Source organism: Streptosporangium sp. NPDC051023 (genome assembly GCF_040689595.1).
Lineage (GTDB): Bacteria > Actinomycetota > Actinomycetes > Streptosporangiales > Streptosporangiaceae > Streptosporangium.
In genome coordinates, this window is record NZ_JBFBCE010000044.1 from 22,629 (window position 1) to 43,213 (window position 20,585).

14 protein-coding genes are annotated in these 20,585 nt (G+C 71.6%); 10 read left to right on the forward strand and 4 right to left on the reverse strand.

Translation table 11 applies throughout. The annotated features are described in order from the left end of the window. The first annotated feature begins 115 nt into the window (after positions 1–115). Positions 116–940 carry a helix-turn-helix transcriptional regulator gene (locus AB0395_RS26940; RefSeq protein WP_366285397.1) on the forward strand — a complete coding sequence of 275 codons (825 nt, stop codon included), beginning with the start codon at positions 116–118 and terminating at the stop codon, positions 938–940. On the opposite strand, the gene AB0395_RS26945 is transcribed toward AB0395_RS26940, so the two are convergent. Together AB0395_RS26945 and AB0395_RS26950 are read right to left on the reverse strand one after the other, a co-directional pair. Continuing rightward, positions 927–4,070, reverse strand: coding sequence for a BTAD domain-containing putative transcriptional regulator (locus tag AB0395_RS26945; protein ID WP_366285313.1), 3,144 nt, complete (start codon positions 4,068–4,070; stop codon positions 927–929). The genes AB0395_RS26940 and AB0395_RS26945 overlap by 14 nt on opposite strands. 93 nt (positions 4,071–4,163) lie before the next feature. Next, positions 4,164–4,982, reverse strand: coding sequence for an SAM-dependent methyltransferase (locus AB0395_RS26950; RefSeq protein WP_366285316.1), 819 nt, complete (start codon positions 4,980–4,982; stop codon positions 4,164–4,166). Between the two features lie 331 nt (positions 4,983–5,313). Here AB0395_RS26950 and AB0395_RS26955 point away from each other — a divergent pair, with 331 nt between their 5' ends. The 5 genes from AB0395_RS26955 (at position 5,314) to hutI (ending at position 11,880) form a co-directional block, all read left to right on the forward strand. Beyond that, complete coding sequence (locus AB0395_RS26955) at positions 5,314–6,189, forward strand: MurR/RpiR family transcriptional regulator (RefSeq protein ID WP_366285319.1); 876 nt, start codon at positions 5,314–5,316, stop codon at positions 6,187–6,189. A gap of 90 nt (positions 6,190–6,279) precedes the next feature. Continuing rightward, on the forward strand, positions 6,280–7,950 hold the full coding sequence (hutU, locus tag AB0395_RS26960) for a urocanate hydratase (protein ID WP_366285321.1): 1,671 nt from the start codon (positions 6,280–6,282) through the stop codon (positions 7,948–7,950). A 146-nt stretch (positions 7,951–8,096) separates the two neighbouring features. Next, the gene (locus AB0395_RS26965) at positions 8,097–9,254 is read left to right on the forward strand and encodes an allantoate amidohydrolase (protein WP_366285400.1); all 1,158 of its coding nucleotides are present in this window, start codon (positions 8,097–8,099) and stop codon (positions 9,252–9,254) included. A 29-nt stretch (positions 9,255–9,283) separates the two neighbouring features. Beyond that, positions 9,284–10,723 carry a formimidoylglutamate deiminase gene (locus AB0395_RS26970; RefSeq protein WP_366285401.1) on the forward strand — a complete coding sequence of 480 codons (1,440 nt, stop codon included), beginning with the start codon at positions 9,284–9,286 and terminating at the stop codon, positions 10,721–10,723. Continuing rightward, positions 10,720–11,880: an imidazolonepropionase gene (hutI, locus tag AB0395_RS26975; RefSeq protein WP_366285324.1), complete on the forward strand. Its 1,161-nt coding sequence runs from the start codon at positions 10,720–10,722 to the stop codon at positions 11,878–11,880. Before AB0395_RS26970 ends, hutI begins: the two co-directional genes overlap by 4 nt. 175 nt (positions 11,881–12,055) lie before the next feature. Here hutI and AB0395_RS26980 read toward each other — a convergent pair whose 3' ends face one another. Further along, the gene (locus AB0395_RS26980) at positions 12,056–12,661 is read right to left on the reverse strand and encodes a CGNR zinc finger domain-containing protein (protein WP_366285327.1); all 606 of its coding nucleotides are present in this window, start codon (positions 12,659–12,661) and stop codon (positions 12,056–12,058) included. 92 nt (positions 12,662–12,753) lie between these two features. On the opposite strand from AB0395_RS26980, the gene AB0395_RS26985 reads away from it, so the two are divergent. The 3 genes from AB0395_RS26985 to AB0395_RS26995 all read left to right on the forward strand — a co-directional run bounded on the left by AB0395_RS26985 (position 12,754) and on the right by AB0395_RS26995 (position 16,241). Beyond that, a complete protein-coding gene (locus AB0395_RS26985) occupies positions 12,754–13,182 on the forward strand; it encodes a carboxymuconolactone decarboxylase family protein (protein WP_366285330.1) in 429 nt (142 codons plus the stop codon). After that, positions 13,179–14,084, forward strand: a complete 906-nt coding sequence (locus tag AB0395_RS26990; RefSeq protein WP_366285332.1) for a hypothetical protein — start codon at positions 13,179–13,181, stop codon at positions 14,082–14,084. The genes AB0395_RS26985 and AB0395_RS26990 overlap by 4 nt, the downstream gene beginning before the upstream one ends. A 1,065-nt stretch (positions 14,085–15,149) precedes the next feature. Then, positions 15,150–16,241 carry a methyltransferase gene (locus AB0395_RS26995; RefSeq protein ID WP_366285334.1) on the forward strand — a complete coding sequence of 364 codons (1,092 nt, stop codon included), beginning with the start codon at positions 15,150–15,152 and terminating at the stop codon, positions 16,239–16,241. 384 nt (positions 16,242–16,625) lie between these two features. Here the strand turns inward: AB0395_RS26995 and AB0395_RS27000 are convergent, their stop codons facing one another. Next, complete coding sequence (locus AB0395_RS27000) at positions 16,626–19,535, reverse strand: AAA family ATPase (RefSeq protein WP_366285337.1); 2,910 nt, start codon at positions 19,533–19,535, stop codon at positions 16,626–16,628. Between the two features lie 279 nt (positions 19,536–19,814). Between AB0395_RS27000 and AB0395_RS27005 the strand changes: the two genes are divergently transcribed. After that, positions 19,815–20,390 (forward strand): ATP-binding protein, encoded by a 576-nt coding sequence (locus AB0395_RS27005; protein ID WP_366285339.1) that lies wholly within the window; start codon positions 19,815–19,817, stop codon positions 20,388–20,390. Positions 20,391–20,585: the final 195 nt, after the last annotated feature.

Below are 20,585 nucleotides of genomic sequence, written 5' to 3' on the forward strand. Positions count from 1 at the left end.
GCCGTGTCGGTTTGCTGCATAGGGAGCGAGCTTGCGCACTGTTCGGACGACCGTAGGCGAACCGGATGAGAGCCTCACCCCGGATTACCGGCAGGCGGGGCCCACGGTGTCGCGGATGCTGGTTGGCGCGCAGCTGCGTCGGCTGCGCGAGGCCAGAGGCGTGAGCCGCGAGGAGGCGGGAAACGCCATCCGGGCGTCGCACTCCAAGATCAGCAGGCTGGAGCTCGGCCGTACCAGCTTCAAGCGGCGCGACGTGGCCGACCTTCTCACCCTGTACGGCGTCACCGACGACGCCGAGCGCGCGACGCTGCTCTCGCTGGCGGAGCAGGCGAGTGTGCCGGGGTGGTGGCAGGCGTACAGCGACGTGGTGCCCGGCTGGTTCGACGCCTTCCTCGGCCTTGAGCAGGCCGCCTGCGTCATCCGCAGCTACGAGGTCCAGTTCGTCCCCGGCCTGCTACAGACCGAGAACTACGCCCGTTCCGTCATCCAGCTCGGTCGCCGCGACGTCACCGGTCCCGAGGTCGAGCGTCGCGTGGCCCTGCGGATGCGACGCCAGGAGCTGCTGTACCGTTCGAACCCTCCCAAGCTGTGGATTGTGATCGACGAGGGGGCGCTGCGCCGTCTTATCGGCGGTGCGGCGACGATGCGCGCCCAGATCGAGCACCTCATTCGCATCGCGGAGTTTCCTCACGTCACTCTCCAGATCATGCCGTTCTACGCCTGCGGTCACTCCGGGGCCGCCGGGCCGATCACGATCCTGCGCTTTCCCGAGGGGGAGCTGCCGGACGTGGTCTACCTCGAACAGCTCGGCGGAGCCCTCTACCTGGACAAGCCAGCCGAGACCGAGCGCTACTGGCACGTCATGAACCGCCTGGACATCGAGGCCGAGCAGCCGGGCGCGGCGTCCTCGATCCTCCAGCGGATCCTCAAGGAGATCTGAACCGTCCCTCGGAGGTTCGGAGGCCTTGAATGAGGGCCAGCGCGGCGGGTCGGTCCAGGCCTCGGCCCGTCGCGTGGAACTCGTCGTACGCCTCCTCGCCCAGCTCGCCGCGGAGCCGTCCGGTGAGCCGCGCGACGTCGGGATGCGTGTGGTCGGGCGCTCCCCGGACCTGTTCCGCGGCGCCCAGCGTTCGCGCGGCCAGGCGGTGATCGCCGCGGCATGCCTGCAGCGTCGCCGTGGCGACCCCGACCCTGGCCAGCACCGGCATGTCGTTCGCCTCGGCCGCGTAACCCGCCGCCTCCGCGATCCGCGTCCTCGCCGTCTCCAGGTCGCCCAGGTCCATGGCGAGCTGGGCCTGGGAGCTGAGGATCAGGGCGCGGAACTGCGGTGAGACGACGGGCGCGTTCATGATGGTGACCGCGGCCGTCGTGTAGCGCCTGGCCGCCTCGTCGAGGTCTCCCTTGTAGCGGGCCAGGTCGCCGAGACCGAGCCCGGCGAACGAGACGTCCCGCGCCACCCACCCCCTGGCCTCGAGCTCCGCCATCTCCAGCAGCTCGGCGCGGGCCGCCTCAAGGTCGCCCCTGTGCATCAGCACGGTCGCCAGCAGGATCCGCTGACGGCCCGCGGGGTCACCGGGGTTCAGCTCCTGGACGAGCCTGATCGCCTCCTGCAGGGTCCCGACGGCCTCGTCGGACTCGCCGAACGCCACGTGCCCGTCCGACAGGGAGGTCAGCGCGTGGGCCAGCGCCCAGCGGTCCCCGGTCTCGCGGAACCCCTCGGCCGCGACGGCCATGTCGTGCCGCATCCCGGAGATGTCGCCGCCGTTCTCCCTGAGGAAGCCCCGGAGCATCCTGAGCATCGCCCTGGTCCAGGGGATGGGATGGGACAGCAGCCGCTCGGCCGCATCCAGACCCGGCTTCGTGTCGTCGGTGAAGAGCGCGAGGCCGGGTTCGAGTAGGGCGAGAAGGGGATGGTCCACGGCGGGGCCGATCTCGTCGAGGAGCTCGCGCACCCGGTCGGCGATGCTCGCCAGCATCTCGCGGTCTCCCGAGACCGCCATGTTGACCAGGTACAGGCCCGTCACGATGGCCCGCGCCTGTTTCGGCGACTCGCCGGGGACGTCGAGGGCGAGCCGCTGCCATCCCGCGGCCTCCACGTGCCTGTTCTTGATCGCCCACCACTGGCTCAGCGCCGCGGCCAGCCGTACGGCCGTCTCCGCGTCACCGGTGTCGGCGGCGAAGTGGAGCGCGGCGAGCAGGTTGTCGCCGTCCGCCTCCAGCCTGCTCATCCAGACGACCTGCTCGGGGGTTCTCAGGCGCGGCTCCGCCGTCTCGGCCAGTTCGAGGAAGTAGGCGGCGTGGGCCGCCCTGACCTCGGCGATCCTCCCGTTCTCCGCGAGACGTTCGAGCCCGAACTCCCTGATCGTCTCCAGCATGCGGTAGCGCTGCCCCTCGACCGGCTGGAGCAACGACTTGTCCACCAGGGCCGAGACCACATCCAGGGTGCCGCCCAGCCGTTCCGCGGCCTCCAGCGTGACCCCGCCGGGGAACACCGCGAGCCGCTCCGCGAGGCGTCGCTCCGCGTCGTCGAGGAGGTCCCAGCTCCACTCGACCACGGCGCGCAGCGTCCTGTGGCGGGGCAGCGCCGTACGGCTGCCGCCGGTGAGCAGGCGGAACCGGTCGTCGAGGCGCGCGGCGACCTGCTCGACGGTGAGAGAGCGCAGCCTCGCGGTCGCCAGCTCGATCGCCAGCGGCAGCCCGTCCAGCCGCCTGCAGATCTCGACCACCTCCTCACCGGGGGCGAGGCCGGGCCGTACGGCCGCCGCCCTGTCGAGGAAGAGCCGCACCGCGGGGCTTTGCTCGGGCGCGGAGCCCGGCTCCGGCAGCTCAAGCGGGGGCACGGGGCACAGGGCCTCTCCCAGGATCCCCAGGGGCTCCCGGCTCGTGGCCAGCACCCGCAGCCGGGGGCAGCGCCCAAGCAGTTCGTCGGCCAGGCGGGCGACGGCGTCGATCAGATGCTCGCAGTTGTCCAGGACCAGGACGCCGTCGTCGGAGGCCAGCGCCTCGACGAGGCGGCTCGTCGTGTCATGCGGCACGGCGGGCATCATCTCAAGGAAACCCGGCTGGCCGAGCGCGCCGAGCACGGCCTGCGGGACGTCGGCGGGATCGGTCACCTGTGCCAGCTCGACCAGCCAGGCCCCCTCGGGAAGGCCTGCGGCGACGGTGGTCGCGAGCCGGGTCTTCCCCGCGCCGCCCGGACCGACCAGGGTGACCAGCCTGCCCTCCGCGAGCTGCTCGCCGATCCGGCGGATCTCCTTCTCCCGTCCGATGAAGCTGGTCAGCGGGGCCCGCAGGTTCCCCCGCCGCCCGCGCTCAGGGCGCGGCGCCCGGTCCGCGCGGAGCACGGCCAGATGGATCTCCCGCAGTTCCGGTCCCGGATCGACGCCCAGCTCCTCGGCGAGCCCGCGCCTGAAGTCCTCGTAGGCGGCCAGTGCCTCCGCCTGGCGTCCCGCGGCGGCCAGCGCCCTCACCAGCAGCCCGTGCAGCCGCTCCCGCAGCGGATGACCGGCCGCGAGCGCCGACAGTTCGGCGACCAGGCCGGCGACCCCCTCCGGGTGGTGGCCGGTCGCCAACTCCGCCTCGGCGCGGTCCTCCTCAGCCGTCAGCCGCGTCTCCTCGAGCCCGGTGACGTAAGCGGTGGCGAAGGCGGTCGTGGCGGCGTCCGCCAGGGCGGGTCCCCGCCACAGCCCGAGCGCCTCGCGGAGCCGTCGCGCGGCGGTCGCGGGATCGCCGGAGGCCAGCGCCCGCCGTCCCTCCCTGGTGAGCCGTTCGAACCGGTGCGCGTCCACGGAGTCCCGGGGGACGCCGAGCCGGTAGCCTCCGGGGACGGAGCCGAGCACCGACGCGTCGGGCAGGGTCCGGCGCAGCCGGGAGACCAGCGACTGCACCGCGTTCACGCGGTCGGTGGGCTTCTCCTCCGGCCACAGCGCGTCCGACAACTCCTCGACCGTGACGGTGCGCCCCGCGCTCAGGGCGAGCCGGACCAGGAGCACGCGAAGCCGCGCCCCTCCGATCTCGACGGTCCCGCCGTCGTCGGTCACGGCCAGCGGCCCCAGGATGTCCACGCGCATACGGTCACTGTGTCACTCGCGCGAGGGCGCCGCGTCACCCGCGCGAGGGCGCCGCGTCACGGCGGCCTGTGACCGCTCGTGACCGCCGTGGTCTTACTCCTTGCGGCCGATCCCGCCGATGACCCATATCGAGTCGGGCCTGTGGGGCACGTCCCCGTCGGGGCGCCACTGCGGGAGGTAGACGACCCCCGGCTCGACGAGGTCGAGCCCCTCGAAGCAGGGCTCGACCTCGCTCCTGGTGCGTAGCCCCGCGCGGCGGGGGCCGGTGATCGCGCCCTCGTCCTGGTAGAAGGCGGCGAGTTTCGCGGTCGCCTCGGGACGCAGGTCGGAGACGGGCTGGGAGATGGCCATGTAGCTGCCCGGGGAGATCGCCTTGCGCAGGTGCTCGGTGATCTGCAGGACCAGGGCGTCGTCCGGTATGTCCTGCAGCACCCCGAGGAGCAGGATCGCCACCGGCTCGTTGGGGTCGATCATCTCGGTGAGCCGGGGGTGGGACAGCAGCGCCTCGGGGTCGCGGACGTCGGCCTCGATGACCACGGTCAGCCGGTCGTCCTGAAGGAGGGCCTGGCCGTGGACCACGACCATCGGATCGTTGTCGACGTAGACCACCCGCGCGTCGGGCGCGACCGCGTGGGCGATCTCGTGCACGTTGCCCTGGGTCGGCAGGCCGCAGCCGATGTCGATGAACTGGCGGATCCCGGCCTCCTGGGCGAGGAACCGAACGGCCCTGCCGAGGAATCGGCGCCCCTCGCGCCAGAGCACGGGCAGCTCGGGGGTGATCGCCATCGCGGCCTCGGCGGCCTCCCGGTCGACGGCGAAGTTGTCCTTGCCGCCGAGGAAGTAGTCGGCTACCCGTCCCATGTTGGGAATCGTGGTGTCGAGCCTCGGCCGTTCCGGCTTCGACGATGCCACCGTGTTCTCCGTCCAGCAGATCCAGTTTCTGCGGAGGTTATCCGCTTTCCTTATGCCTGGGGGACATATTCCGGCAACCGGTGGCCCCAGCTCTGGCGGTCCTCGACCGTTCGATCCGGCTCATGTCCCACTCTTCGCATGATCACGCGCCCGGTGTCACAACCTGGCACGGAAGGCCAGGAAACGACCGCCGTGGCCCCGGGAGGCATCGGTGAGGGGCACGCGCCCCGGGGTCATACGACGACCGAATACGCCATTAGCGCCTTCCAATCGCTCTGTATGTAGCCATGCAGGCTTTAGGGTGAATGAAGATATGCAAATGAGGAGAAGCATGAACCCAGACGACGCCGGCCCCCGCCTGCTGCGCCTGTTCGAAGGACACCGGCTGACCCCGGCGCAGCGCCGGATCGCGCACTGCCTGGTGCAGCACGCCGCGGAGGCGGCGTTCCTGTCCAGCGTGGAGGTCGCGGAGCTGGCCGGGGTCAGCCAGCCGTCCGTGACCCGCTTCGCGATGGCCCTCGGCTTCGACGGGTATCCCGCGCTGCGCAGGCAGCTCCGCGAGCTCGGCCTCCCCGAGACCGGCGTCCCCGGCGCCCCGGGCGCCCGCGCGGACGAGCGGGCGGGGGACACGGCGCCGAACGAGCACCAGCGGGCCGTCCTCGCCGAGATCGCCAACCTCCAGCGCCTCGCCGGGACGCTGGCCGATCCCAAGCCCGTCGCCGCCGCCGCGCGGCTGCTGGCCGCCTCTCGCCCCCTGCCGATCCTCGGTCTGCGCGCCGCCGCCGCGCAGGCCGCCGGGTTCGCCTACTTCGCGGCCAAGGTCCACCCCGACGTGCGTCTCCTCGACGAGGGCGGCTCGATGCTCGCCGACCGGATCGAGCGGGCCGCCTCCGCCGGGGCGAGCGCTCTGCTCTGCTTCGCGCTGCCCCGCTATCCGGCCGAGCTCACCGGTGCCCTCGCCGTCGCCAGGGATGTCGGGCTGAGCGTGGTGACCGTGGCCGACAGCGCCTTCGCGCCCGCGGCGGCGCTGTCCGACCTGGTGCTCGCCGCCGCCGTCGGCACCAGCCTGGTCTTCGACACCGCCTGCGGGCCCATGATGCTCGGCCGGGTCCTGCTTGAGGCGATGTGCGATGAGATACCGGGCGCCGAGGGCCGTCTTGAGGCCTTCGAGGTGTCGGCCGCGGCCAGGGAGATCTTCGTGGAGTAGCCTGTTGACTGAAACTATTCACGCGAGATAAAACTGAATATATCTATTTGAACATGTCGGTCGGCGGCCGGCGTGCTGGAGGGCGGAAGCGTGACTGAGGAGAACGGCCGAGGTCAGATCAGGGCTCCGCGCGGGTCCGGGCTGACCACGCAGGGATGGCAGCAGGAGGCCGCGCTGCGGATGCTCATGAACAACCTCGACCCCGAGGTCGCCGAGCATCCCGACAAGCTCGTCGTCTACGGCGGCACCGGCAAGGCGGCGCGCGACTGGCGTTCCTACGACGCCATCGTGCGCACCCTGACCACACTGAAGGGCGACGAGACCCTGCTGGTGCAGTCGGGACGCCCCGTCGGGGTGATGACCACCCACGAGTGGGCGCCGCGCGTGCTCATCGCCAACTCCAACCTGGTCGGCGACTGGGCGACCTGGCCCGAGTTCCGGCGGCTCGAACAGCTCGGGCTCACCATGTACGGGCAGATGACCGCCGGGTCGTGGATCTACATCGGCACCCAGGGCATCCTCCAGGGCACCTACGAGACCTTCGGCGCCGTCGCGGCCAAGAGGTTCGGCGGCTCCCTCGCCGGGACGATCACGCTCACCGCCGGGCTCGGCGGCATGGGCGGCGCCCAGCCCCTCGCCGTCACCATGAACGGCGGCGTCGCGATCTGCGTCGACTGCGACCCCCGCAGCATCGACCGGCGGATCGAGCACCGCTACCTCGACGTCAAGGCCGCCGACCTCGACGAGGCCCTGCGCCTGGCCTACGAGGCGCGCGACGCCCGCAGGCCGCTGTCCATCGGCGTCGAGGCCAACGCGGCCGAGGCCGTGCCCGAGTTGCTCGCCCGGGGCGCGGAGATCGACGTCGTCACCGACCAGACCTCGGCGCACGACCCGCTCGCCTACCTGCCGATCGGCGTCGCCTTCGAGGACATGGCCGCCGAGGCCGCCAAGGACCCCGAGGGGTTCACCCAGCGCGCCCGCGAGTCCATGGCCAGGCACGTCGAGGCGATGGTCGGCTTCCAGGACGCGGGGGCCGAGGTCTTCGACTACGGCAACTCGATCCGCGGCGAGGCCCAGCTGGCGGGATACGCCCGCGCCTTCGACTTCCCCGGATTCGTCCCCGCCTACATCCGGCCGCTGTTCTGCGAGGGCAAGGGACCCTTCCGCTGGGCGGCGCTCTCCGGCGACCCCGCCGACATCGCCAAGACCGACAAGGCGATCCTGGAGCTGTTCCCGGAGAACGAGTCGCTGGCCCGGTGGATCAGGCTGGCCGGGGAGAAGGTCCACTTCCAGGGCCTTCCCGCGCGCATCTGCTGGCTCGGGTACGGCGAGCGCGACAGGGCGGGTGAGCGCTTCAACGACATGGTGGCCTCGGGCGAGCTGTCCGCCCCGGTCGCGATCGGCCGTGACCACCTCGACTGCGGCTCCGTCGCCTCGCCGTACCGGGAGACGGAGGCGATGCTCGACGGGTCGGACGCGATCGCCGACTGGCCGCTGCTCAACGCCATGGTGAACGTCGCCTCCGGCGCGTCCTGGGTCTCCATCCACCACGGCGGCGGCGTCGGCATCGGCCGTTCCATCCACGCGGGCCAGGTCTCGGTCGCGGACGGTACGGCCCTGGCCGGGGAGAAGATCCGCCGGGTGCTGACCAACGACCCGGGCATGGGCGTCATCCGGCACGTCGACGCCGGGTACGACCGGGCGACAGAGATCGCTCGGGAGCGCGAGGTACGGGTCCCGATGCGTGAGGGCGACGCGTGACGGACGCACACGAGCGGTCCCGGAGAGAGCGGCGGGCCGAAGAGGCCGGGCGGCACCGGAGGGCACAGGAGCCCGGCCGGGCCGTACGGGACGAGCGGGACCGGCGGGACGAGCGGGCGGGGGAGGCCGAGGACGGCTTCCGCCGGATGTGGCGGGAACTGCTCCCCGTCGGCCGCGACGGGACCACGGGCGGCTACCGGCGCCACGCCTGGACCGCGGCCGACGGCGAGTGCCGCGCCTGGTTCGCCGAGCAGGCGGCGAGCAGGGGCCTGGCCTACGAGGTCGACCGCAACGGCAACCAGTGGGCCTGGCTCGGCGACCCCGCCGCCGGTGACGCCGTCGTCATCGGCTCCCACCTGGACTCGGTGCCGGACGGCGGCGCCTACGACGGGCCGCTCGGCGTCGTCTCCTCCTTCGCCGCCCTGGACGCCCTGCGCGAGCGGGGCGTCACACCGGGACGGCCGCTGGCCGTCGTCAACTTCGGCGACGAGGAGGGCGCCAGGTTCGGCGTCGCCTGCGTCGGATCGCGGCTGCTGACCGGTGTCCTCGACCCCGAGCACGCGCGAGGCCTGCGCGACGGCGACGGAGTCCTCCTCGCCGACGCGATGGAACGCGCGGGCCAGGATCCCGCGGCGATCGGCCGTGACGACGAACGGCTGGCCCGCATCGGGGCCTTCGTCGAGCTGCACGTCGAGCAGGGCAGATATCTGGCGGACACGCCGCACCCCGTCGGCGTCGCCTCCGCCATCTGGCCGCACGGCCGCTGGCGGTTCGACTTCCGCGGCGAGGCCAACCACGCGGGAACCACCCGTCTGGGGGACCGCGACGACCCCATGCTGGCCTACGCGGCCACCGTCCTGTCCGCCAGGGAGCTCGCGCGGACCGCCGGAGCCCTGGCCACCTTCGGCAAGATCCGCGTCGAGCCGAACGGGACCAACGCCATCGCCTCCCTGGTGACGGCCTGGCTCGACTCCAGGGCCGCGGACTCCGCGACGCTGGACACCCTCGTGAAGGAGATCGCGGGCGCGGCGGAGGGGGCCGAGGTCACCCGCGAGTCCTACACGCCGGTCGTCGACTTCGACGTGCCGCTCAGGGACCGCCTCTCCCGGGTGCTCGGCGGGGTCCCGGTGCTGCCGACCGGCGCGGGACACGACGCGGGCATCCTCTCCTCTGCGGTGCCCACCGCGATGCTCTTCGTGCGCAACCCGACCGGTGTCTCGCACTCCCCGTACGAGTACGCCGAGGAGCCCGACTGCCTGGCCGGGATCGTCGCCCTGGCCGACGTTCTGCAGGACCTGTTGTGAACGGCCGCTTCTGGGCCGAATACGCCTGGATGGGAGGGGCACGGTCAGGAGCCCCCGGATCCGGAACCCCTGGGGCTGGGGTTTCCGGATCCGGGGCCTCCGGTACGGGCGCGCCCGGGGATCTCGCGACGGGAGACGGGGACCTCGCGGTCGGCGCGGGTTTCGCGGAGGGCAGCGTCGAGTCCGGTGTGCTCATCGAGGTCGCCGAGGGCCGGATCGTCTCGCTGCGGGCGGGCAGCGCGCCCGGCGACGCCGTCATCCTGAACGGCCTGGTCCTGCCCGGCCTGGCGAACGCCCACTCGCACGCCTTCCACCGGGCGCTGCGCGGCGCGACCCAGGTCGGCGGCGGCACCTTCTGGACCTGGCGGGAGACCATGTACCGGGTCGCCTCCGCCCTGGACCCCGACACCTACCTCGACCTCGCCAGGGCCGTCTACGCCGAGATGGCCCTGGCCGGGATCACCTGTGTCGGGGAGTTCCACTACCTCCACCACGCGCCCGGCGGCAGGCCGTACGCCGACCCGAACGCGATGGGCGAGGCGCTCGTCGAGGCCGCGGCGCAGGCGGGCATCCGGATCACGCTGCTCGACACCTGCTACCTGTCCTCAGGGTTCGGCGCGGCCCCTGACCCGACCCAGCTCCGGTTCAGCGACGGCTCGGCGCAGGCCTGGGCGGAGCGTGCCGAGGCGCTGGCCGTCGCGCTGGACAAGCGTGACCACGCCAGGGCGGGCGCCGCCGTCCACTCGGTCCGCGCCGTCCCCGCCGACCAGCTCGGCACGGTCGCCGCCTGGGCGGACGTCAGGCGGGCCCCGATCCACGCGCATCTGTCCGAGCAGCCCGCGGAGAACGAGGGCTGCCTGGAGGCGTACGGCGTCACGCCCGCCAGGCTGATGGCCGACCACGGCGTGCTGGGCCCGCGCGCGACCGCCGTACACGCGACCCACCTCACCGCCGCCGACATCGCCCTGCTCGGCGGGAGCGCGACCACCGTCTGCATGTGCCCGACGACCGAACGGGACCTCGCCGACGGCATCGGGCCCGCCAAGGACCTCCAGGAGGCCGGGGCGCGGCTCACCCTGGGCAGCGACAGTCACGCGGTCGTCGACCTGTTCGAGGAGGCGCGCGGCATGGAGCTGAACGAGCGGCTGCGCACCCGCCGCAGGGGCCACTGGAGCGCGGGGGAACTGCTGCGCGCCGCGACCGGCGACGGCCACGCCTCGCTCGGCTGGTCCGACGCGGGCCGCATCGAGGTCGGCGCGGTCGCCGACCTGGTGACGGTCTCGCTCGGCTCGGTCCGCACCGCGGGGCCGGGGCCCCGCGCGGAGACCGCCGTCTTCGCCGCGACCGCCGCCGACGTCCGCGACGTCGTCGTCGGCGGCCGGATGGTCGTACGGCACGGCGCCCACGTCCTCGTCCCCGACGTTCCCGACGCACTGCGCGAGGCCATCGGCCGCCTGGAGGCATCGTGAGTCTGCTCGTCACCGGTCTGTCCCGCCTCGTCACCAACGACCCCTCGCTGGGCGAGGGACCGCTCGGCGTGATCGAGGACGCCGCCGTCGTCTTCGACGGTGCCACGGTCGCGTGGGCGGGACCGGCCTCCGCGGCCCCGGAGGCCGACCTGGTCCACGACGCCGGAGGCAGGGCCGCGATTCCCGGGTTCGTCGACTCCCACGCCCACCTGGTCTTCGCCGGGGACCGCACGGCCGAGTTCGACGCCCGGATGTCGGGCACGCCGTACACGGCGGGCGGGATCCGCACGACGGTCGCCGCCACCCGCGCGGCGAGCGACGCCGAGCTGTCTGCGGGCGTCGCACGGCTGGTCGCCGAGGCGCTGCGCCAGGGGACCACGGTCATCGAGTGCAAGTCCGGCTACGGGCTCACCGTCGAGGACGAGGCCCGTTCGCTGCGGATCGCGGGCGAGCACACCGACGAGGTGACCTATCTCGGCGCCCACGTGGTCCCGGCCGGGGTCGACGCCGATGACTACGTGGATCTCGTCACCGGGCCGATGCTGGAGCGGTGCGCGCCGTACGCCCGCTGGGTCGACGTTTTCTGCGAGCGCGGTGCCTTCGATGGCGACCAGTCCCGGGCCGTCCTGGAGGCGGGCGCCAAGCGCGGCCTGGTGCCCCGCGTCCACGCCAACCAGCTCGGCCACGGCCCCGGCGTACGGCTCGCCGTCGAACTCGGAGCCGCCTCCGCCGACCACTGCACCCACCTCGACGACACCGACATCGACGCCCTGGCCTCGGGGAACACGGTCGCCACGCTGCTGCCCGGCGCCGAGTTCTCCACCCGGGCCCCCTACCCGGACGCCCGGCGCCTGCTGGACGCGGGCGTGACGGTCGCGCTGTCCACCGACTGCAACCCGGGCTCCAGCTTCACCACCAGCATGCCGTTCTGCGTCGCCGTCGCGGTGCGGGAGATGGGGATGACCCCGGATGAGGCGGTGCAGGCGGCGACGCTGGGCGGGGCGCGGGCGCTACGCCGTACGGACGTCGGCCGGATCACCCCCGGCGCCCGCGCGGACCTCGTCCTACTCGACGCCCCCTCCCATGTCCACCTGGCCTACCGCCCCGGAGTGCCCCTGGTGGCAGCCGTCTGGCAACACGGCGAACGCGTGGTCTGACCCTAATGCCCCCTGCGACCATGCCATCCGACGTCACGAATTAAAGATCGGCAGACATCGCGTTTGCAACTGTTCGTCGACCTCCGTTACGGACAGTTGGACCGCGCGTGCGAAGGTCTGATGACGCAATTCGAATACGCCGAGTGCCGAGATCTCTCCCCGCGGGCGGCCGAGGTCATCGTTGCGCCGACGCTGGGGTGTGATCGTCGTTCGGCTTGGGGGCGGCGGTGCTACGGCGGGCACGGAGTGCGCGGACCCGTCCTCGGCTCGCGCACGCCGGGGACGGGCACCAGCGTCGGCGTCCTGGCGGGTCTATGAAGACGCCTCTGCAGTCATCTTCCGGGCATCTCCTGAGAGCCAGGCGATCAGAGCCGGTCAGGTGGTCCACGGCCTGGCGGGCGAGCCGGGCCAGGGCGTGCGCCGTGGACGCCGGGGGTTCGCGTCGCAGTCGGTTGTCCGAGGTGAGCCGGACCGGATCGTCGTGTCGGACCAGGAACGTCGCCAGGCTCGCCACGGCGCCCGCGGGCGGCGGCTGCTCGTCGACGGTGGCCAGCGCGAGTGCGCGCAGCGTTTCGCGCAGCGCCCATGCCAGGTGCAGGTCGTCTTGATCGGGTGGCTGAGCCGGAGACAGCTCACAGTGCTCCAGCCACTCGGCGAGGCGGCCGGGCGTGGCCAGCCGTTCGACCGGGGCCGCGCTGAAGGTGCGGCCCCGGGTGGCAAGGAGGTTCAACCAGGCGGCACCGCAGTCGAAGCGGAAGGCGAGCTTGTCCTCTTTGACCATGAACCAACTGTAACGCTTCGGCCGTTACATCTGCTAGCGTCCCTGTAACGCCCAAGGCGTTACAGGGACGATTGAGGAGTGAGGGAAGGACCATGGCTGCAGGCCAGGCGCTATCGGAGCAACTGACACCGGCACAGCTGGATCGCGATGAGGGCTACCGGATGCTGGACCTTCTCCAGGACGAGGCGACGCAGCAGACGACTCTTCCCGGCCTCGAGCAGATCGCCCCCGGGTATGCCGACTGGATCATCACCGCCCTGTTCGGCGGCACCTACCTACGTGATGGATTGTCGCTGCGTGACCGGCAGATCATCAACCTGGCCGCCCTCACCGCAGTCGGCGGTGTCGACCCGCAGCTATCCGGTCACGTCAGGACCTCGCTCAGAATCGGGATGACCCGCCAGGAGGTGATCGAAGTCTTTGTGCACCTGGCGCCCTACATCGGCGTGCCCAAGGCACTGGCCGGGCTGCGCGTCGCCGCGACCGCGCTAGCCGACGCGGAGCAGGGTGCCGGACGATGAACGCGATGATACGGACCGTACTCGGGGACATCCCGCCCGAGGAGTTGGGTGTCTGTGACGCCCACGACCATCTGTTCATCAGTTCACCGACGCTGCCGGGCCAAGAACTGGACGACGCGGAGGCCGCGCTCGCCGAACTGAAGGCCTTCGCCGCGCTCGGCGGACGCGCCGTGGCGCAGTGGACGCCCTGGGGCATGGGGCCACGGGCAGAGGAACTACCTGACCTGTCCCGCCGATCCGGCGTCCACGTCATCTCCGCCACCGGAATGCACCAGGCCAGGCACTATCCCCCAGGCGAGCTGAAGCGCGTCCACGGCGGGCTGGCCGACCTTTTCATCCACGAACTGACCAGCTCTCCCGTGAAGGCGGGAATGATCAAAGTCGCCGGCGCATACCACCGCCTCGACGACCACGCCCGGCGTGTCATGGCCGCCGCCGCCGAGGCGCACCACGCCACCGACGCGCCCATCGGTGTCCACCTAGAGGCCGGAAGCGCCGCCCTGGACGTACTCGACCTACTGAGCCGGACGCACGGGATTGCTTCGCACCGTGTGATCCTCGGGCACCTGCACCGATTCCCGGATACGAGGATCCACCAGCAGGCCGCTGAGGCCGGTGCGTTCCTGGCGTTCGACGGCCCGTCGCGGGCACACCACGCCACCGACTGGCGCTTGCTGGACAGCCTCGCGGCCCTGGCCGACGCCGGCCACGCTCACCAGATCCTGCTCGGAGCCGACACGGTCACCCGGCATGCCAGATACACCGCCGACGGCCCGGGCATGCCGTTCCTGCTCAGCGGCCTGCGCCCGCGGATCGAGCGGGAACTCGGACCCGAACTCGCATCCGCGATCTTCATCGACAATCCGGCCCGCGCTTTCGCCGCGCGATGGGGGTCTCAGTAGTAATCGCGGAGAATCCAACGAAGCCGGCTCTGACCGGCGGCTTCTCCACTCGAATTCCGGGGCGCCGCTGCCGCCGAGCATGACCTGAACCTTGATCTCGGCGGCCTGGCTGGCCATCTGGGGCGCGAAGTTGTAGGTGCGCAGCGTGGTCTTGCCGAACCATTCGCCATTGGGCTCGCCGGCTCGCCTGGTGGCGAAGCGGTGGTTGGTGCTTTGCGGATGTCCCTGCCGGCCGTTGAAGCGGTGACCACACTCACCGAGCCAGCAGAAGTCCGGCGATGACCTGGGCCTGTACCTGACCCTGGTCAACGAGAGCGGCCGGGAGCAGAAGCTCGACGGCGTCAGCACCGTGCACGCCAAGAGAGTCGTCTACCGCCTGGTGGACAGGTCGCAGCTCGTTGAGGCCCCGTACGGAGGTCAGCCTGCCGCCCAGGTCTCCTACGATCGCCGACCCTTCAACCAGAGCGCTGTGGCCGTCACCGGCGGCGCACGGGATCCGTGGTGCAGGTCGGCCCGGGGTGGCACTCGGCCGGCCTGCACCGCCTCCTTCATCTGAACACTGAGCCTTGCCCAGTAGGCCGATAAGGGTGAGTCCCGTGCGCTACGGCGCTACCGTGAAGATCACTCCCGATGGGGGCGTCCATCTGTGGCACGGCCGATGGGCGGCCACCGTCGAGTGACCACGGCCGGGTGAGCCCGACACCCGGCAGACCGCATCCCCCGGTCTGCCGGGTTCCGAGCCCGCCCGGCCTGTGGATCGGCGTGTGGCATCAGTCGGCCGGTCGGTCACCGATCCCGTTTCTCCGCCATGCCGTGGACGAGCCGCTGTCGGCGGGCGAAGGGCGCGTCATCCCCGGTTGTAACGAAATAGATACTGTAAGTTTCAAATAAAACTACGGAAGTGCGTTTCGCTCGGTATGTCGAAGACCGGTCCGGGGGTGGTGGTAGGGCCAGCTGTACCTCGCAACTCCAACAGGCGGGATCGACCGTCGCCTGCCTCGACGGCATGCTTGACAGTGTCGTAAACAAGCAGTCAGGCGGGGAGACCTCGATGAACGGAACGTCATGAACAGCGAGCAGCACCCCCCGTTACCCCGTGGAGCCTCGCCCTCGGCCGAGCCTCTCGTACAGCCGCACTCCGGAACGCTGATCGAGCGGATCCTCGACGGGGAACCCGCCCTCGGCACCCTGCTGGCCGTCGCAGTGCTCGGTGTCGCCGACCATCTGTCCGACCAGGCCCGCACCGTGACCGAACTCGCCGGACTGTGCGAGGCGGACGAGGCCAGTCTGCGCCGGATCCTGCGCGCGGCCTCCATCCTCGGACTGCTGCGTTCCACCGACACCCCCGACCACTACGCCCTCACCACCGAGGGGGCACGGTTGCGCAGCGACGCCGCAGACTCCATGCTCCCCGCAGTGCTCATGGCCGCTGACCCGTTCTGGAGAGAGGCGATCCGGACTCTGCCCCAGACCGTTCGTGACGGCCATCCCACCCCGCGCACCCCGTGGCCGCACCTGGCCGAAACCCCGGACGCCCAAGGCCGGTTTCAACGCTCCATGACCGCCCGCACCACGCCGATCGCCGCGGCGCTCGCCAAACGTGACTACTCGACGGTGCGCACCGTGGTCGACGTCGGCGGCGGTCACGGCACCGTTCTGGCGGCCCTCCTGACCGAACATTCGCACCTTTCCGGGGTGCTGCTGGACCTGCCCGGCGTCGCGGAGGAGGGCGGCACGCATCTCGACGCGCTCGGCCTGCGGGAGCGGGTCGAGGTCGTCGTCGGTGACTTCTTCGAGGCCGTTCCCTCAGGGGGGCAGGTGTACGTGCTGGTCAACGTGCTCCACAACTGGGGCGACTCCGACGCCATGCGGATCCTGTGCAACGTGCGCACCGCGATCGAGGCCTCCGGCAACCCGGCGCAGGTGTGGTGCGTTGACCTGCTGCTCTCCCCCGTACGGGCGCACGCCGCAGCATCCGCGCTCGCGGACCTGGCGGACATCCGCATGATGAGCCTGTACACCCAGGGCCAGGAGCGCACCTTCTACGACTACATGGCGTTGATGGCGGCCGCGGGCCTGACCGTCGCAGACAGGGAGCACCTGCCCGGCGACATGCACTTGATGATCGCCGAGGTGGTTCCCGCCGAACGGATCTGAGGGGCGCCGAGTGCGGCGGGCCCCCGGGAGACCAGGAACCCGGGGGCCGCGCCCGTGCCAGGGATGCCCTGTCCGGCGGCTTCCAACAGCACTGCCGATCCCTGGCTCCCGGACCTCGCGACGGTAGGAGTGAAGATGCCGTTTCACTCCTACCGCCGGCGAGGTGCTCCGATATGGATACGGGCGACGCCTGGCAGCGCCCTCGGGCCGGTGGTGACGGCGGCGGAGCCACGACCCCGGCAGATCCACCGCTGTCCTTTCCGCGCTCCGCAGGACGAGGAAGGCGTCGTGGACCACTCTGCGGCGGCGGGTGTCCTCGAACAATCCGGGATGACATCCGTAGGGGTACGTGATTTCGCGGCGCTCGACGGTCGGTGCTCGATGTCAGTCGTCGAGCAGGTCGGTCCTGGACTGCTTGCCCAGTTTCTTGAGGGTGCGGGCGACGTGCTGTTCGACCGTGCGGGGGGACAGGAACAGCACCTGTGCGATCTCGCGGTTCGTCCGTCCCCGCGCCAGCAGCCTGGCCACGTCCTCCTCGCGGGGGGACAGCACGTCGCCGTACCCCCGGCGTCCTCTGCGGGACGGTTTGACGGTGCCGTGGCTGCGCAGCCGGTGCCTGCAGCGGTCGGCATCGCGCGTCGCGCCCATCGCGGCGAACCTGTCGGCCAGTGCGGACAGCTCCTCCGCGGCCCGTGCCGTCTCCGGCGCGTCCGCGGTCCCGGCGTCCAACCGGCACAGCGCGGCCTGCTCGGCGGCCAGCGCCTCGTGGTACGGCGCGGGCAGCCCGAGGTAGCGCCGCCGGGCGCGGTCGTAGTGGTCGAGCGCCGCCGCCAGGTCGCCCCCGGCCCGTGCCAGACGCGCCCTGGCCATCTCCAGCGCCGCCTTCGCCAGCGGCGCGTCCTTGCCCGCGACGCCTCGTTCGAGCTCGTCGGCCAGTTCCGCGGCCTCGTCGGTCCTGCCGACGTTGACGAGGGCGGAGACCGCGACGGGGACCAGCTCTCCCGTCCAGGGCCAGATGCCCTTCGACCGTGCGACGGACAGCGCGCGGTCGATCTCGGCGAGGGCGAGGGCGTCCTCGCCCTGCGCGAGCCTGAGCTCGGCCAGTCCCGCGAAGCCGCCGAGGGCGACGGGCGTGATGGCGTCGTGCGGCGAGCCGACGCCGGTGGCCGCGAGGCGCTCCTCCGCCTCCTCCCAGTCGCCGCGGACGAGCGCGAGCGAGCCGAGGACGAGCGACAGCTCGCTGGCGACGGGGAACAGGTCGTGGTACTCGTCGAGGAGCTCGGCGGCGCGTTCGGCCAGGCCGTACCACTCGCCGAGGAACCAGTCGAGCCTGGCCTGGGTGGCCCGCGCGGTGCTCACGACGAACGGCTCCCCGGCGTCGATGGCCAGCCGCAGGCCCGTCGCCAGCATCGTCCTTGCCTGTCCGTAGTGGCCGATGCAGGTGCAGGCGTCCGCCAGGTTGCAGTGCACGCGGGCCAGCTGCCCCTGCTCGCCGGAGGACAGCGAGGTGCTCGGCGACAGGAACGTCAGGTCCCGCAGGATGGTCGGGTCGCCGGTTTGCAGCAGGGACGACAGGTGGTTGGCCTGCAGAGAGAGCCGCAGTTCGCCCTCGGAGGTCTTTATCAGCCCCCGCAGCCGCTCCCGCCACGGCAGGAGCTCAGCCAGCGGCGTCGTCCCGTAGAACGGTTGCGCCAGCACGGACACCCCCCTGGCGAGCCGGGCGGGGCGTTCCCCCAGCTCCTCCAGGGCCGTCTCGATCACGGCGCGTCCCGCTTCGAGGCCGCCGATCTGCCGCACCAGGAGCATGCCCAGGAAGAACCGCACCTCGCCCCGCGCGGTTGTGGAGAGCCTGGGGTCTCTCAGCAACTGCTCCAGGGTGGCCACCGGGTCGTACTGGTCGATCCCGGTGTACGCGACCTGGCCGAGTTTGACCGCGAGCCGGTCGATGTCCCGCGTGGCCAGCCCGGGGGCCTTCAGCAGACGCTGCAGCAGATGGGTCGTGGTCGACACGTCGCCGACGCGCGCCGCCAGGTCGGCGGCCTCCTCGCCGTAGCGCAGCGCCAGCGCGGCGTCCCCCGCGCGGTGGCTGTGGTCGGCCATCTGCACCACGGGCCGGGGAACGCACTGTTCGAGCGCCCGCAGTGCCCGCGCGTGCAGCCGCCTCCTTTCGTATCCCGGGAGGGTGTCGTAGACCGCCTGCCTGGCCAGCGAGTGGCGGTAGCCGTAGGAGCAGTCGTCGATCTCGTACAGCACCCCGTTGCCGAGCGCGGACGCCAGCGCCGCGTGGCAGCGCCGTTCGGTCAGCCCGGCGACCTCGCGCAGCAGCTCGACGCCTGCGGGCACGCTCAGTACGGCCGCCGCCTGCGCGAGCCGGACCGCGGCCAAGGGCATGCCCGTGAGCCGTTCCGCCATCGCCTCGCGCAGCAGGACCGGCACCTCAACGTTCTCCAGCAGCTGCCTGGCCGCCACGCCGTCGAGGTGGACCTTCCCCGCGGAGTTCCGCAGGGCCCACAGCGTCTCCTCGACGACGAACGGGATGCCCGCGGTGCGCTCGTACAGCTTCGCGGCGAACTCCGTGGAGATGGAGTGCCTGCCGAGGATGGCGGAGGCCAGGGTGCGCACCTCCTCGGGGTTCAGCGGGCGCAGGTTCACCAGGACGCTCGCCGTACCGGGAGGCGGGCGGTACGCGCTGCCCAGCGGCACCCCGCCCGGCACGTCCTCCCGCCGATAGGTGACCACGATCGCGAGGTTGCGCGGCAGGTCGGCCATCAGGAAACGGAGCAGGTGCCGTGAGCCGTCGTCGGCCCAGTGCAGGTCCTCGACGACGAGCAGCGCGGGCCCGATCTCGGACAACAGCTCCCTGACCGCGCGGAACAGCCGGTGGCGTTCCGACCGCGGGTCACCCGTCGGCTCGGGCGCCTGCGGCAGGTGCTCCGACAGCTCGGGCAGCAGCGCGCGCAGCACGCCGGTCACCGGGCTCAGCCGGTTCCGGTCGACGAGGGGGGAGGGGCCGCGCAGGCCGCCGAGTGCCTCGAGCACCGCGCCGTAGAGGAACGGCTCCCGCAGCGACTGACAGCGGCCCAGCATGACACGCAGATGCCGCAGGTCGGGCCGGGCCAGGAGCTCCAGCACCAGCCTGCTCTTGCCGACCCCGGCCTCTCCCTCGATCATCGCCACCGTGGGCTGCCCGGAGAGCGTCGTGGCCAGGGACTCCAGCTCGGATTCGCGCCCGACGAGCACGGGCGACGCCGTTCGTGTCAGACCGGACACCTCATGCCTCGGAGCTGTGGCCATCGCATGCCCCTGTCCCGCATCGCCCTGCCGCATCGCGTGAGGTGAAAAGCGTAGGTGAACTGATTCGGGTTGGGAACACCGTGTTCTCGGATGAATCACGTACCCCTACGGAGGTCTCTACGGATTGTTCCGTCCCACTCCGTGGCGGATGGTGCTTCACATACGGTTACCGGTCTTCTCCGCCCCAGAGTGTGCCGGTGACGAGGAGATGGCGAGGATGTGACGAGGATACGGCGAGGACATGTCGAGGATGTGGCGAGAGAGTGACGGAGACGCGACATGGCCGTGACGGCGCAGCAGCCCCGCCCGTGCGTGTTCCTTGAGGGCGAGTGCAGAGAGGCGACGGCCGGGCGGTGGGCCACGTGCTGGGCCAGGTGCTGGGCGGCGCGCTGGGACGCGTGCTGGGACGAACGGTGGAACACGGTGCACCCCTTGGGCCTGCGCGCCTTCGCGGGCACGCCCTCCTCGGTGCCGGAGGCCCGCGGGTGGGCTCGTGAGCTGCTGGTGGGCTGGGTGAGGGGCGAGGCCCTCGACAACGTGATGCTGTTGCTGAGCGAGGTGGTCACGAACGCCGTCGTGCACTCGGAGTCGGGGCGTCGCGAGGAGGGGATCGTCACGGTGCGCCTGGGGGTCGGGCGCGGCCTGGTCCATGTCGAGGTGCTCGACGCCGGGTCGTCCGCGAGCATGCCCGCCGTACGTGAGGTGGTGGCGGACAGCGTTGGCGGCCGGGGGCTGTTCCTGGTCGACCTGCTGTCGGCCGGATGGGGCGCGCGTCGCGGAGAGACGGGCGGCGCCGTCTGGTTCCGGGTCAGAAACGGCCGCCCGGTGAGGAACGACGCCCTGGCCGCGCACTGAGTCCGGACCGGACTCGCCGGATATTCGATGTCACCTGGTCCCGGGGCGTTTGCGAGCCCGACACCTGCTGAATGTCACGATTTCAATATCACACATTCGTTTCTCTGAAATATCAGCTATATCACCTTGTGGGCATTTAACTTGTTCTAAATCCCGTTTCCCCGGAATGTGCTTGCAACGGATGTGATCACTGCG